Source organism: Bradyrhizobium genosp. L, assembly GCF_015624485.1.
In the GTDB taxonomy this organism is placed as follows: Bacteria; Pseudomonadota; Alphaproteobacteria; order Rhizobiales; family Xanthobacteraceae; genus Bradyrhizobium.
In genome coordinates this window covers 6281035-6294673 of sequence record NZ_CP061378.1, presented here as the reverse complement: position 1 = coordinate 6294673, position 13639 = coordinate 6281035, and the positions used below count along the sequence as shown (strand labels likewise).

Below are 13639 nucleotides of genomic sequence, written 5' to 3'. Positions count from 1 at the left end.
CGTCGGTGAGCTGAAGGTCACAACGGCGCTGAATTTCACATGCGATGGCAATGCGCGCGTTGAAGACTTCGAACGTTAATGCCGAGCGGACTGCGCAAGTATCATGGAACAATCGTGGCGCGAGAAGAGACACGACAGATTCTGTGCCCGGAAATTGGAAGCCAGAGATGAAGCTCAAGCACGTCTATCTTACCGCCCTGGAGCCGGGAATCGTTAGCCAGATTCTATGAAGGGCTTGGATTGACGATCCGCTTTGCCGACGGCGCCAAGTGGATTCAGTTCGGCGGAGAGAAGAGGGCCTTCTACATAGCAGGGACTGTCTCATGCAGCTTGATCGCGGCGATGCTTCATCAACGCTGAACGACCGTTTCGGCGGTCGCTCTCGGATGATCTCTATTTTGTACGTCGAGAATTCCGATGATGCGGTGCCTCTTCTCGAAGCTCTCGAGGCTGGCGGTATCGGTTTGATCGAGGTGACCTTACGTACGCCGGCCGCCCTTAAAGTCATAGAGACGATGAGCCGCAAGGCAAAGAAGGCGCTCGTCGGAGCGGGGACTCTCACGAAGCCGAGCCAGTTTCCGGAGGCGAGAGAGGCGGGTGCCCAGTTCTTGGTGAGCCCTGCGCTTTCTCACCACTTAGCCGAGGCGGCGGAGCGCGTGCGCTTGCCATTCCTTCCCGGAGCGACGACCCCGACTGAAGTGCTCCAAGCGCGCCAGTCTGGATTTCAAGAGTTGAAGTTCATTCCCAGCGACCTCAATGGTGGCATTCGTTGGCTCCAGCACTTATTCCCACTTTTCCCGGATGTGAGCTTCTGCCCAACCGGCGGCATCTCGGATACGAACTCCAACGATATCTCAGCCAGCCAAATGTATTTGCGGTGGGAGCCATGTATATGGCTCCCCGCGCGCTCGTCGCCGAGCGAAATTGGAACGAGATTAGGATCGCGAGTGCTGAAGCGGTGAGAGCTGCGGCGCTTTCAAAGCGGCAAGACTGAGCATTTGGTTCGACCAATGCGAGAGCTGTGCACGTCGGGGATAGCCGAGGACCCTCATCGCTGGCGGTCGCCCGTTGCAAATTCCCTCGATGACGGGGGCCGGTCGAGCCGCGCTATTCACACAGGGGGGCACTCGTGCCCAACATGATCTCGTTGGACGTTGATTGCTGAAAATAGCTCAAACTTGCCCATGATGGATTGGAGCGAGAGTTCAGGTTTTTCAGTTAGTTAGGTAGCGCCGTGTGTGCGACGTGTGCACGGAGAGATCAAGGAAAATCTTGCGAGAGGCAGGATGAATGGGCTGCGGCGCCTCACGATCCGACCTGGAACCGAGCTCGGCCAATCCCTAGTGCGACTATCAGTGACATAAAGGCAAACACCCGATAGCAGCCGTCGCATGCTTGGGATGGTCGTGGCGTAAGTCCGCCTTTTGCTGAGGCCGTCTCCTTCGCTCAACGGCAAACGCCGGCGGGATGACTGAAGATCTCGAAGTCGCTGCCGCGTGCGATGCCGATCAACGTCAGTCCGCTGGCCTCGGCGGTGCGAATCGCGAGCGCGGTCGGCGCGGAGACGGCGACGACGATGCCGACGCCGATCGCGGCCGCCTTCTGCACCAGCTCGACCGAGATTCTGCTCGTGAGGGCGACGGCGCCGGTGTGGCCCAACACTCCTTGCGAGGCCAGCGCGCCGGCGAGCTTGTCGAGCGCATTGTGGCGTCCGACATCCTCACGCAGGATCATGTCATCCTGGCCGGGCCGAAAGAAGCCGGCGGCGTGCGTCGCGCGCGTCGCATGGTTGAGGATTTGCGCCGCGCCGAGGCGCTCGATCGAGATGCGGATCTGATCCGGGGTGAGACTGATCCGCCGCACAACGGTGCGCTTCATCCGATTGGCTTCGGCGAGGCTCTCGATGCCGCACAAGCCGCAGCCGGTCGGACCAACCAGTCGCCGGCGCCGATCCTTCAGCAGGCGTCCGGCGCGTGGCCGCAGCCAGGTTCGTAGCTCGATGCCGTCGGCACCAGGAACGACCGACACTTCCTCGATCTCGCCGGCGTCCTCGACCAATCCTTCGGTCAGGCAGAAGCCGAGAGCGAGGTCGGTGAGATCGGACGGGGTGGCCATGAGAACAGCCATCGTCGTGCCGTCGAACACGAGCGCCACGGGACACTCCTCGGCCACGACGCGCTGGTCCTGCGTCCCGTGCGAGGTCAGCCGAGGCATCCTGATCGACGCTGTCGGCGTCGGAATGCGATCGTGTCTGGTGGAGCGGAAGCCGTGCATGATGTTCGTCCTGCGACGAAATATCGACGCGCCAGCGCGCGCAATGTTCCGAATGCGTAGGAACCAGCGATGCCGCCTTCCGTTTTCCGATCGGGGCTTGTAGCTGAAGGGCCCGCCATGCGGCAGAAAGCCAAAGTCGAAAATTATGATGCTCCCGCCGGTGGTTGGGGCTCGCTCAACGCCGTCGTTCACATTCTCACGCAGGAAGAGGTCGCGATCCTCGGTAGCGAAATTCTGCTGAAGCAGAACAAGCCCGGCGGTTACATGTGCGTGAGCTGCTCCTGGGCCAAGCCGGCAAATCCGCATCCGTTCGAATTCTGCGAGAACGGCGCCAAGGCGACCGCCTGGGAGATAACCGGCAAGACGGTCACGCCGGAGTTTTTCGCTCAGCATACGCTCACCGAGCTGCGGTGCTGGTCCGATCATCAATTGGAGGAGCAGGGCCGGTTGACCCATCCAATGCGCTATGATCCGGTCAGTGACAAATACGTGGCGGTCGACTGGAGCGAGACGTTCCGCGAGATCGGCAGCGAACTCAATAGGCTCGATCCCCGTTCGGTCATCATGTACACGTCCGGCCGCGCCTCGCTCGAGGCCAGCTACATGTACCAGCTGTTCGGCCGGATGTATGGAACGAACAATTTCCCCGACAGCTCCAACATGTGCCACGAGACGACCTCCGTGGCGTTGCCTCAGGTCATCGGAGTTCCCGTCGGCACGGTGCAGCTGAAGGATTTCGCCGACACCGACTGCATTTTCTTCTTCGGTCATAACACCACGACCAATGCACCGCGGATGCTGCATCCGCTCCAGGAGGCAGCCCAGCGCGGCGTGCCCATCGTGACCTTCAATCCGCTCCGGGAGCGGGGCCTCGAGCGCTTCGTCAATCCGCAAAACCCGCTGCAGATGATCGCGGGCGGCACGCGCATCAGCACGCAATATCATCAGGTCCGCGTCGGCGGCGACGCTGCGGCGATTGTCGGCATCTGCAAATGTGTGATCGAATCGGATGATCTGGCACGAGCGAACGGATCGCCGCGCATCGTGGACGTCGACTTTATCGCGCAGCATACGTCGGGCTTCGACGAGTTTGCCGCGTTCTGCCGCGCGCAAGACTGGGACGCAATCGAGCGAGCCTCCGGTCTCACGCGCGCCGCGACGATCGATGCCGCCAACGTCTATATGGCTGCCAACGCCGTGATCGCCAATTATGGGATGGGCGTCACCCAGCACAAGCACGGCGTCGAGACCGCCAAGATGATTGTCAATCTGCTGCTGCTGCGCGGCAATATCGGCAAGCCGGGCGCCGGCATCTCGCCGATCCGCGGGCATTCCAACGTCCAAGGTCAGCGCACGGTCGGCATCTCCGAGAAGACGAAGCTGGTGCCGCTCGACAAGCTTGCTGACCTCTACGGATTCGAGCCGCCGCGGTGGGACGGTCTCTCCACCGTGGACGCCTGCCAAGGCATTTTGAAGGGCGACGTTCGCGGCTTCGTCAGTCTCGGCGGCAATTTCGTGCGCGCAATCCCCGAGCGCTCGCTGATGGAGCCGGCCTGGTCGGGCCTGCGTCTGTCGGTGCAGATCGCAACGAAACTCAATCGCAGCCACATCGTTCCGGGCGAAGTCACCTACCTCCTGCCATGTCTCGGCCGCATCGAGATCGACGAGCAGGCCAGCGGCTCGCAGGCCGTATCGATGGAGGATTCCACCGCTTGCATTCATGGCTCGCGCGGTCAGCGCAAGCCGGTCGCTGAACATGCCTTGTCTGAGCCCGCGATCATCGCCGGTCTCGCCAAGGCTACCCTCAAGGCGAACTCCAAGGTCGATTGGGACGGCTGGATCGCGGACTATTCGCGCGTCAGGGATGCCATTGAGCAGACCTATCCCGATCAGTTCAAGGACTTCAACAAGCGCATGTTCGAGCCCGGCGGCTTTCCGCGGCCGCTGGCGGCGCGCGAGCGCAAATGGAAGACGCCGAACGGCAAGGCCAATTTCACCGTGCCCGAGGCGGCCTTCGCTCCGCCGCAGGAGAGTGACGGCGTGTATGAGCTGATGACCATGCGCGCCGACGGGCAGTTCAACACCACGATCTACACCGAGGATGATCGCTTCCGCGGCATCCAGGGCAGCCGCTACGTCGTGCTGATGAATCCGGTTGACATGGAGGCGGACGGGCTGAAGTCGGGAGACACGGTCACGCTGGTGACCGAGGCCAATGATGGTGTCGAGCGCAGCTTGAGCGAGCTTCAGGTCGTGCCCTATGATATCCCGCGCCGGAGCATCGCCGGCTACTACCCCGAATGCAACGGGCTGATCCCCCTCTGGCACTATGCCGAAGGCAGCAAGGTGCCGGCGGCGAAGTCGGTGCCGGTGCGGCTGTTCAAGGACGTCCCGCCCGAGATCATCGAGGGCGGCGAGGTGCCGATCTCGGCGGCGTAACAGACCTCATAGCAGTAGGAATGTCGGATGAAATCGTAGACGATCAATGACGGCGCCGAGCGCGTGTTTGTCCTGATTTTGGAACAGGGCGAGGAGGCCCTCAAATCCATCACCGAATTTGCCAATCGGGAGAACATCACGGGCGCCTCGGTCGCGGCGATCGGCGCCTTCGCGCATGCGAATTTCGGTTGGTTCGACTTCGCGGCCAAGACCTACAAGCCGATCGAGGTGAACGAGCAATGCGAGGTGCTGAGCCTGCTCGGCGATGTTGCGCAAGGCGACGAAGGCAACGCCAACCTGCATCTTCACGCCGTGCTCGGCTTGCAGGACGGCACGCTGCGCGGCGGCCATCTGTTGTCGGGATCGGTCCAGCCGACGCTGGAAGTGACGATCACGGAGACCGTGGTTCATCTGCGCCGCAAGAAGCGGCTGGAGCTCGGTATCGCGCTGCTCAGCATCTAGCGTGGAGATGCGCTCCTACCAAAGGCTAACCTGCGCATAGGAACCTCCAAATTCGGCTCACGTTGGCGACACGGGCCTGATGGATGTTCCATGCAGCGCAGAACCTTTTTGACACTCGCGGCCTGGTTTGTCGGGACGACATCCCTCACGCGCGCGACGGTGATCCGCAATCACGTGCCGTGGGCGCCCCATCCGAACTCGCCGCCAGAGATGGTGCGCCCAGGTCCCTGGCAGTTCTTCACCCTCGATGAAGCCCGCGCGTTGGAAGCGATCGTCGATCGCATCATCCCGCCCGATCCGGAGACGCCCGGCGGCAAGATCGCCGGCTGCGCGGTCTTCATCGATCGTCAGCTCAAAGGGCCCTACGGCTCGAACCAGGGCCTCTACATGCTAGGGCCATACACCAGAGGGAGCAAAGAGCAGGGGCCGCAATCGGCGATGACCCATGCCGAGCTTTATCGCAAGGCGCTGGCCGCGCTCGACAAGCACTGCAAATCGACCCAGGGCGGAAAATCCTTCGCGGAGCTCGATGCTACCGCGCAGGATGATGTGTTGCGGAAAATTGAGTCAGGCGAGGTCAAGTTCGATGGGGTCGATGCCCTCGGATTCTTCTCGGCGCTGCTGAAGGACGTACCCGAAGGCTTCTTTGCCGATCCCATTCACGGCGGCAATATCGACATGGTCGGCTGGAAGATGATCGGCTTTCCGGGCATTCGCTACGATTATCGCGATTGGGTCGGTCGTCACAACGAACGTTATCCGCATCCGCCCGTCAGCATCGCGGGGCGCGCGGACTGGACCCCGGCAAAATCGTGAGCGTCACACATGGCCCGTAAGCTCCCGCGGAAGGACGTCATCATCATCGGGCTCGGCTGGACCGGCTCGATCATGGCCCATGAGCTCGCCGACGCCGGGCTCGACGTCATCGCAATTGAGCGTGGCCCGTGGCGCAATACCGCAACCGACTACCCGCCGGGCTATGCGGCTGACGAATTGCGCTACCGCATCAGGCACGAGCTGTTCCTGAGGCCGGGCCAGACCACTTTCACTTTCCGCAACAAGATGAGCGAGGCAGCGCTACCGATCCGAAGCTGGGGCGCCTTCATGCCGCCGAACGGCGTCGGCGGAGGAGGGGTGCACTGGAATGCCGAGACCTGGCGCTTCCTGCCCTCGGACTTCGTCTTGAAGACGCATCTGACCGAGCGCTATGGCGCCGGTTTTCTGCCCGACGACATGACCATCCAGGATTGGGGCGTGACCTATGACGAGCTCGAGCCGCATTACGACCGGTTCGAATATCTCTGCGGCACGTCCGGCCAGGCCGGCAACATCAAGGGCAAAATCATGGACGGCGGCAACCAGTTCGAGGGACCGCGTTCGCGCGCCTATCCCAATCCGCCGCAGGAGCAGCCGTTCGGTCACACGCTGTTCGGCAAGGCGGCGCGCGAGCTCGGCTACAAGCCGTTCCCGCAGCCCTCCGGCAACATGTCGCGACCGTACCAAAATCCCCTCGGTGTTCGCCTCGGGCCCTGCACCTATTGCGGCTTCTGCGAGTGGTTCGGCTGCGGCAACTATTCAAAGGCCTCGCCGCAGACCACGATCCTGCCGGCACTGATCCGCAAGCCCAACTTCATGGCCCGTGACAACAGCGAGGTCACGCGGATTAATGTCGACGGCTCCGGCAAGCGCGCCGCCGGCGTGACCTTTGTCGACAGCGCGGGCGACGAATGGGAGCAGCCGGCCGACCTCGTCGTGCTCTCGGCCTACACGATCTTCAACGTCCAGCTCCTCCTGCTGTCGGGTATCGGCAAGGCCTATGACCCGGCGGCCAATACCGGCGTGATCGGCCGCAACTTCACCCACCAGACCATCTCCGACGTCGTCAGCTTCTTCGATCCGGTGAAATTTGTCTTCAATCCCTTCATCGCGTCAGGCGCGATCGGAATGTGCATCGACGAATTCAACGGCGACAATTTCGATCACGGTCCGCACGGCTTCGTCGGCGGCGGTTACATGGGGAATGTGCAAACCAATGGCCGGCCGATCGAAACCACGCCGGTGCCGCCGGGCACGCCGCTTTGGGGCGCGGCGTGGAAGAAGGCCGTCAAGGAGAACTATCAGAGCGCCATCAAGCCCGGGACCGGCGTCCACGGCAGCATGTACAGCTACCGCGACGTTTATGTCGATCTTGACCCCACCTACAAGGACCGCTTCAACCGGCCGCTGGTGCGGATCACCATGGATTTCCACGACAACGAGATCAAGCAGAACACATTCCTGACCGACAAGCTCGCCGAGATATTTCAGGCGATGGGCGCAAAGCAGGTCCACAAGGAGTATCGCAAGGCGCCCTACGACATCACCAAATACCAGACCACGCATCTGTGCGGCGGCGCGATCATGGGAGTGGATCCCAACACGAGCGCGCTGAACCGCTACCTCCAGAGTTGGGACGTGCCAAACCTGTTCGTACTTGGCGCCAGCGCGTTTCCGCAGAACGCCGGCTACAACCCGACCGGTACTGTCGCTGCGCTCGCCTATTGGGCGGCCGATGCGATCCGCGCCCAATATCTCAAGAAACCTGGGCAGCTGATCAATGCGTAGAGTTGCACAACTCGCTCTCGCTGCGCTCGCGCTCGCTTCCGGAATTTGCGGCGCTATGGGGGCGGGCGTGCAGGATTTCGCCGCCGTCGAGCGCGGACGCTATCTGGCTGTTGCGGCCGATTGCGGCAGCTGCCATACGGTCCCGGGTAGCGATCATCCCCTTAGCGGCGGCCGCCCCATTGAAACGCCGTTCGGCGTGCTGGTCGCGCCCAACATCACGCCGGATCAGGAGACCGGGATCGGCGCCTGGAGCGACGAGGAGTTTGACGCGGCCGTGCGGAAAGGTATGCGCCGCGACGGCAAGCGGCTCTATCCGGCCATGCCGTTTCCTTACTTCGCGCGTATGACGCAAGAGGACATCAAGGACATTCGCGCTTATCTGTCGACGGTCGAACCGGTTCATAATCCGGTGGCCGCTAACAGGCTGCCGTTCCCGCTGAACCAGCGCATGGCGATGACGGTCTGGGACAGGCTCTATTTCAGACCGGGCCAGTTCTTGGAGCAGCAGGACAAGTCGAAGCAGTGGAATCGCGGCGCCTATCTCGTCGAAGGCCCCGGTCACTGCGGCGCCTGCCATACGCCGAAGACGGTGTTGGGCGGCGACAAGTCCGACAAAAAGCTGCAGGGCTACACGCTCCAGGGATGGGTCGCGCCTGATATCACCAGCGGGCAGGGACCGCTTGCGGACTGGTCGGCCGACGATCTCGCGCAATATCTCAAGACCGGCCACAACCGGTTTGCGGCAGCGGCTGGCCTGATGGGCGAAGTTGTCGAGCTCTCGACGTCGAAGCTCAGCGAGGACGACATCAAGGCGATGGCGACCTATCTGAAAGACGTTTCGGGGCCGAAGCCCGCAGCGGACAGCTCGGCGGACGCGCATGTGATGGCCGCGGGCGGTGCGATCTATCAGGACCTCTGCTCGGCCTGTCACAAGTCGGATGGATCAGGCGTTCCCGATCTCATCCCGAACCTCGCACACGCGGCGACCGTTAACACGGGCGACCCTACGACGGTGCTGCGCGTGATCTTCCAGGGCGCGCAGAGCGTCGCGACCGACAAGGAGCCGACTGGCCCCGCCATGCCCGCGTTCGGCTGGCAATTGAACGATGCGCAGGTTGCGGCGGTTGCGACTTACGTCCGCAACCACTGGGGCAAGGCCCCACCGGTCAGTGAGGACGAGGCCAGGAAAGAGCGCGCGGCGCTCGACGCCAGGACGAACTGAAGGACGAACTGAACCTCACGTCCGCGTCAGGAAATCCATTGATCCAAGCCATAGCAGGATTCCAAACCAGAACAGTCCCGCGCCGGCGAAGACGAGCGTGAGACCGCCGCGATGTCGCAGCTCCATGAAGATGGCCGCGACAAGGCCTGCCTTGATCGTGCCGATGGTCAGGGCCACGACGCCATTGCCGGCTCCGAGCGGCACGTAAGCCAGAGTCACCGTCAGCGCCAGCAAGGCCAGCAGGGCGAGCCAGGCTCCAACAAGAGCAATCGGTGGTCGCCAGTCCGTCATGACGCAGACCTTCCGGGCAGGTAGATCAGCGCGAACAGGAAGATCCAGACTACGTCGACGAAATGCCAGTACAGCGCCGCGCTGTGCAGGGCCGCGCGATGGCGCGTCGTCGGCGCCTTCCGGCAGATGATCGTGAGCGTGACCAGCAGGCAGATCCCGATCAGCATGTGCAGGGCGTGGATTGCGGTGGCGATGAAGTAGAAGACAAAGAACAGCTGGGCCCCATTGGCTTTTGAGCCAGCGAACTGGAAGTCGATCCCGGGCACCAGATGTTCGTCATATTCCCCGCGGTACTCGATGCCTTTGAGCACGATGAAGACAAGGCCGAGACACGCCGCACCGATCAGCAGCCATGTGACGATCCCAGTGGTGGCCGGCGAAAAGATCTCGACGGCCCACGCCACCAGAAAGCTCGACGTCAACAGGACGGCCGTGTTAGTGGTGCCGATCACGATCTCGGTGTGCCGGCTGCCTGCGGCGAAGCCTTGTGGGAAAGCGTGCCGGTAGACGAAATAGGCGAGGATCAGGCCGCCGAACAGCAGCACTTCCGTTGCGATGAACACCCACATGCCGAGTTCCGCGGTGTGGTCGCGGTGTGGGATCGATGCATATTGCGGGGCGAAGGCGGAGCTCTCAGGCATTTTGCGGCTCCGCCTCGAAACGCTCGTTGTATTGATACGGCTCGCGCGTCACCACCGGCTGTGTCTCAAAGTTGAACTCCGGCGGCGGCGAGGACGTCTGCCATTCGAGGCCGGGCGCGTTCCAGGGATTCGCCGGCGCGCGTTTGCCGAAGAATGCGGAATAGCCGAGGTAGAACAGCGGCATCAGATAGGCGACGGCGAGGATGGTGGCGCCCCCGGAGGACAGCACGTTCCAGACTTGAAATTCCGGGGGATAGACGTGATAGCGCCGCGGCATGCCCTCTGCCCCGAGAATGAATTGCGGAAAGAAGGTCAGATTGAAGCCGAAGAAGATCAGCACCGCCGCCGTGCGCGCCCAATATTCCGAATAGAGCCGCCCGGTGATCTTCGGCCACCAATAATGCAGGCCGCCGAAATAGGCCGTCACCATGCCGCCGACCATGATGTAGTGGAAATGCGCGACGACAAAATAGGTGTCGGTCGCGTGCACGTCGAAGGCGAGGCAGGCGAGGAACAGGCCAGTGAGACCTCCGATCGTGAACAGGCCGATGAAGGCCAGCGCATAGAGCATGGGCGCGTCGAAATGGATCGAGCCCTTATGTAGCGTCGCGGTCCAGTTGAACACCTTTATCGCTGAGGGCACCGCGACGATGAAGCTCATGAAGGAGAACACGAGGCTTGCAACCAGCGACTGGCCGCTGACGAACATGTGGTGGCCCCAGACCAGGAAGCCGACCGCGGCGATGGCGAGGCTGCACCACGCCACGAACTTGTAGCCGAACACCTGCTTGCGCGAGAAGCAGGAAATCAGCTCGTTGATCACTCCCATGCCCGGCAGGATCATGATGTAGACCGCGGGATGCGAGTAGAACCAGAACAGATGCTGGAACAGCAGCGGATCGCCACCGATCCTGGGATCGAAGATGCCGACGCCGAAGAAGCGTTCGGTCGCCATCAGCAGCAGCGTGATCGCGAGCACCGGTGTTGCCAGGACCAGGATGACTGAGGTCGCGTAGAGCGACCACAGGAAAAGCGGCAGCCGATACCAAGTCAATCCCGGGGCACGGAGGCGGTGGATGGTGACGATGAAATTGAGCCCGGTCAGGATCGACGAGAAGCCGGCGATGAAGACGCCGGCAGCCGCGACGATCACATAGCTGTTGGAATAGAGCGTCGAGAATGGTGTGTAGAACGTCCAGCCGGTATCGACGCCGCCCGCCAGAATCGCAAACAGCGTGGTGCAACCGCCCAGCATGAAGATGTACCAGCTCATCAGGTTCAGCCGGGGGAAGGCGAGATCGCGCGCACCGATCATCAGCGGCACAATGAAGTTGCCGAGCGTGTTGGGAATCGATGGGATCAGGAAGAACCACACCATGATAATGCCATGCATGGTGAACAGGCGATTATAGACGTCCGAGCTGACAAGATCGGCCTGCGGCGTCGCCAGCTCGATCCGGATCGCGGTGGCGGCCGCGCCGCCGATGAAGAAAAAGAAGATCAGGCTCGCGAAATACAGGATCGCGATCCGCTTGTGGTCCGTCGTCAGGAACCATGATCGCAGCGTGTAGTCAGTGGTGAGATAGCTTCTCTCGCTCATGATGGGTGCCTCGCGAGCGATTTGATGTAGATCACGAGCCGCAACAGCTGGTCCTCGCTGACCTTGCCCTCGAACGAAGGCATCAACGGCTGATAGCTTGCAACCACCTGGCTACGTGGCAGCAGGATGGAGTCGCGGATGTACTTGTCGTCGGCGATCACGGTGGTGCCGTCTGCGAGCGGCACCGGCTTGCCGTAGACGCCTTCGAGCGGCGGCGCACGGATCGTTCCGCCACCGCCGTGGCAGCCGCTGCAACCCAGCTCACGGAACAGCTGGCTGCCTTCGCGCGCGAGCGGGCTCGATGGCGCCTGCTGCGTGAGCCAGTTGGAGAAGTCGGCCGGTTCCATCGCAACGATCTCGCCGATCATGCCGGAATGGTCGGTACCGCAATATTCAGCACAGAACAGGTGATAGTGACCGGGCCTGTCGACTTCGATGTCGAGGTCCTGGTAGCGACCCGGAACCACATCGTGTTTGAGGCGGAGCGCCGGGATGAAGAAGCTGTGAATGACATCCTGCGAGGCCATCACCAGGCGGACAGGACGTTTGACCGGAATGTGCAGCGCGTCGATCTCCGACTGGCCGCCGGGATGCTGCGTCTTCCACATCCATTGCTTGGCCACGACGAAGATGTCGTGCTCGTCCGCAGAAGTGCGATAGATCTGGAAATAGACGCTTGCGCCCCAGACGAACAGGCCGAGGAAGCAGACGAACGAGGCGGCTGTCCAGCTCACCTCCCAATGCCAACTCTTCTCGATGCGATGGTTTCGGTCGGTCTGATTGCCTGCGCGGTAGCGCGCGCAAAACAGCGCCAGCAGAAAGAACAGCAATGCGAGCACCAGTGCACTTGCGATCAGAAGACCCGCGAACAGCAGATCGACGTCGCCGCTGTGCGGCGAGAGCCCGGGATGCCAGAACGGAATCCACTGTCGCCACATCTAGGAAAACCCTGGTCGGAAGGAGCTCATGGAGACGGCCATCCCGGCAATCCCTTGCGCAGGAGGATTTCGACTGCGCGATCGATCGGGATGCGGACTTGTCCTCGGCTGCGATCGGCCCAGCCGTAACCGTGCTCGATCTGCGCTTCCCCCTGTCGTGTTGCCTGCAACGTGGCTTGTGGAATGACCTCGAGCGGTGGCGCATTGAAGCTCATCGCCGGGCGGCTCGCGGGCGTGATGTGCTTGGTGGAAAGCGGGAACAGGAAGGGCAGCACGAGCGGTGTGATGACGACGAAAGTCGCAAGGCCCGCTGCCAGCCAGCCGACAAGGCGGAGTCCGACGTCCGACCGCTCGTAGTCGACGTGGGTGGTGCCCGTCATGAGTGTGCTGTCCTCGATCGCGGCGGGACAATGCATGTTCGGGGATTGTGTTCCTACATTAGGAACCAATGTCCGGGGGCCAGATTGTCGACCGGACAGCTCGCCATCGGCTCGCAGCGAGAATGGTGCAAATATTCTCACCCGTGGCGGACACCTGGATTCGCCTGTTTCTGATCGGCGGCCTGTCGCTTGCCGGCGGCAGCATCGTGGCCGCTGTCGGGTTGGCGCATTCGGCCTACATGACCGAGACCGACATCCGCCCGCATCAGCCGGTGCCGTTCAGTCACCGCCATCATGCAGGGGAACTCGGCATCGACTGCCGCTATTGCCACGGCAATGTCGAGGCAGGGCCGCAGGCCGGCCTCCCACCGACCGAGACCTGCATGACGTGTCACTCGCAGATATGGACCAATGCATCGATGCTGGAACCGGTGCGGAAGAGCTTTGCAGACAACACGCCGATCCCATGGACGCGTGTCGCAAAGCTGCCTGACTACGTGTTCTTCCGTCACGACATCCATATCGCCAAGGGCGTCGGCTGCGAAAGCTGCCACGGCCGTATCGATCAGATGGCGCTGACCTATCGTGCCAAGGCGTTCACGATGCAGTTCTGCATCGATTGCCACCGTGATCCCGCACCGCATCTGCGCCCCGAGGATCACATCACGGACATGGCGTGGACGCCGCCGGCGGACGCGCGTAAGGAGGGTGAGACGATCGCCGCCCATGAGGGCATCCGCTTCGGCGAGCTCACGCATTGCTATGTGTGCCACCGATGAAGCGCCGTA

The 13639-nt window shown here is 62.1% G+C and carries 13 protein-coding genes; 7 read left to right on the top strand and 6 right to left on the bottom strand.

Annotation, left to right across the window (positions count from 1 at the left end):
- Positions 1–323 precede the first annotated feature (323 nt).
- Positions 324–962, top strand: a complete 639-nt coding sequence (gene eda, locus IC762_RS29975; protein WP_195785738.1) for a bifunctional 4-hydroxy-2-oxoglutarate aldolase/2-dehydro-3-deoxy-phosphogluconate aldolase — start codon at positions 324–326, stop codon at positions 960–962.
- Positions 963–1446: 484 nt separating this feature from the next.
- Here the strand turns inward: eda and fdhD are convergent, their stop codons facing one another.
- A complete protein-coding gene (fdhD, locus tag IC762_RS29970; RefSeq protein WP_246801312.1) occupies positions 1447–2274 on the bottom strand; it encodes a formate dehydrogenase accessory sulfurtransferase FdhD in 828 nt (275 codons plus the stop codon).
- A gap of 117 nt (positions 2275–2391) precedes the next feature.
- Here fdhD and IC762_RS29965 point away from each other — a divergent pair, with 117 nt between their 5' ends.
- The 5 genes from IC762_RS29965 to IC762_RS29945 all read left to right on the top strand — a co-directional run bounded on the left by IC762_RS29965 (position 2392) and on the right by IC762_RS29945 (position 9001).
- A complete protein-coding gene (locus IC762_RS29965) occupies positions 2392–4713 on the top strand; it encodes an FdhF/YdeP family oxidoreductase (RefSeq protein ID WP_195785737.1) in 2322 nt (773 codons plus the stop codon).
- A 63-nt stretch (positions 4714–4776) separates the two neighbouring features.
- Positions 4777–5175, top strand: a complete 399-nt coding sequence (locus tag IC762_RS29960; RefSeq protein ID WP_349629732.1) for a PPC domain-containing DNA-binding protein — start codon at positions 4777–4779, stop codon at positions 5173–5175.
- Between the two features lie 90 nt (positions 5176–5265).
- Positions 5266–5991: a gluconate 2-dehydrogenase subunit 3 family protein gene (locus tag IC762_RS29955; RefSeq protein WP_195785736.1), complete on the top strand. Its 726-nt coding sequence runs from the start codon at positions 5266–5268 to the stop codon at positions 5989–5991.
- Between the two features lie 9 nt (positions 5992–6000).
- On the top strand, positions 6001–7779 hold the full coding sequence (locus IC762_RS29950) for a GMC family oxidoreductase (RefSeq protein ID WP_195785735.1): 1779 nt from the start codon (positions 6001–6003) through the stop codon (positions 7777–7779).
- Positions 7772–9001, top strand: a complete 1230-nt coding sequence (locus IC762_RS29945; RefSeq protein WP_195785734.1) for a c-type cytochrome — start codon at positions 7772–7774, stop codon at positions 8999–9001. The genes IC762_RS29950 and IC762_RS29945 overlap by 8 nt, the downstream gene beginning before the upstream one ends.
- 15 nt (positions 9002–9016) lie before the next feature.
- Here IC762_RS29945 and IC762_RS29940 read toward each other — a convergent pair whose 3' ends face one another.
- From IC762_RS29940 to IC762_RS29920, 5 genes are all read right to left on the bottom strand, one after another.
- On the bottom strand, positions 9017–9292 hold the full coding sequence (locus IC762_RS29940) for a cytochrome C oxidase subunit IV family protein (protein ID WP_195785733.1): 276 nt from the start codon (positions 9290–9292) through the stop codon (positions 9017–9019).
- Positions 9289–9861, bottom strand: coding sequence for a cytochrome c oxidase subunit 3 (locus IC762_RS29935; protein ID WP_195785732.1), 573 nt, complete (start codon positions 9859–9861; stop codon positions 9289–9291). The genes IC762_RS29940 and IC762_RS29935 overlap by 4 nt, the downstream gene beginning before the upstream one ends.
- Before the next feature lie 64 nt (positions 9862–9925).
- Positions 9926–11533: a cytochrome c oxidase subunit I gene (gene ctaD, locus IC762_RS29930; RefSeq protein ID WP_195785731.1), complete on the bottom strand. Its 1608-nt coding sequence runs from the start codon at positions 11531–11533 to the stop codon at positions 9926–9928.
- On the bottom strand, positions 11530–12471 hold the full coding sequence (coxB, locus tag IC762_RS29925; protein WP_195785730.1) for a cytochrome c oxidase subunit II: 942 nt from the start codon (positions 12469–12471) through the stop codon (positions 11530–11532). Before coxB ends, ctaD begins: the two co-directional genes overlap by 4 nt.
- A 26-nt stretch (positions 12472–12497) precedes the next feature.
- Positions 12498–12851: a hypothetical protein gene (locus IC762_RS29920; protein ID WP_195785729.1), complete on the bottom strand. Its 354-nt coding sequence runs from the start codon at positions 12849–12851 to the stop codon at positions 12498–12500.
- A 122-nt stretch (positions 12852–12973) separates the two neighbouring features.
- On the opposite strand from IC762_RS29920, the gene IC762_RS29915 reads away from it, so the two are divergent.
- A complete protein-coding gene (locus IC762_RS29915) occupies positions 12974–13630 on the top strand; it encodes a cytochrome c3 family protein (RefSeq protein WP_195785728.1) in 657 nt (218 codons plus the stop codon).
- The last annotated feature ends 9 nt before the right edge of the window (positions 13631–13639 follow it).

What these genes read in the sequence shown, in the direction of transcription:
- eda (WP_195785738.1), top strand. Translation starts at nt 324, where the DNA reads ATGCAGCTTGATCGCGGCGATGCTTCATCAACGCTGAACGACCGTTTC.
- IC762_RS29935 (WP_195785732.1), bottom strand. Translation starts at nt 9,861, where the DNA reads ATGTGGGTGTTCATCGCAACGGAAGTGCTGCTGTTCGGCGGCCTGATC.
- IC762_RS29915 (WP_195785728.1), top strand. Translation starts at nt 12,974, where the DNA reads ATGGTGCAAATATTCTCACCCGTGGCGGACACCTGGATTCGCCTGTTT.
- IC762_RS29940 (WP_195785733.1), bottom strand. Translation starts at nt 9,292, where the DNA reads ATGACGGACTGGCGACCACCGATTGCTCTTGTTGGAGCCTGGCTCGCC.
- ctaD (WP_195785731.1), bottom strand. Translation starts at nt 11,533, where the DNA reads ATGAGCGAGAGAAGCTATCTCACCACTGACTACACGCTGCGATCATGG.
- coxB (WP_195785730.1), bottom strand. Translation starts at nt 12,471, where the DNA reads ATGTGGCGACAGTGGATTCCGTTCTGGCATCCCGGGCTCTCGCCGCAC.
- IC762_RS29950 (WP_195785735.1), top strand. Translation starts at nt 6,001, where the DNA reads ATGGCCCGTAAGCTCCCGCGGAAGGACGTCATCATCATCGGGCTCGGC.
- IC762_RS29965 (WP_195785737.1), top strand. Translation starts at nt 2,392, where the DNA reads ATGCGGCAGAAAGCCAAAGTCGAAAATTATGATGCTCCCGCCGGTGGT.
- fdhD (WP_246801312.1), bottom strand. Translation starts at nt 2,274, where the DNA reads ATGCACGGCTTCCGCTCCACCAGACACGATCGCATTCCGACGCCGACA.
- IC762_RS29945 (WP_195785734.1), top strand. Translation starts at nt 7,772, where the DNA reads ATGCGTAGAGTTGCACAACTCGCTCTCGCTGCGCTCGCGCTCGCTTCC.
- IC762_RS29955 (WP_195785736.1), top strand. Translation starts at nt 5,266, where the DNA reads ATGCAGCGCAGAACCTTTTTGACACTCGCGGCCTGGTTTGTCGGGACG.
- IC762_RS29920 (WP_195785729.1), bottom strand. Translation starts at nt 12,851, where the DNA reads ATGACGGGCACCACCCACGTCGACTACGAGCGGTCGGACGTCGGACTC.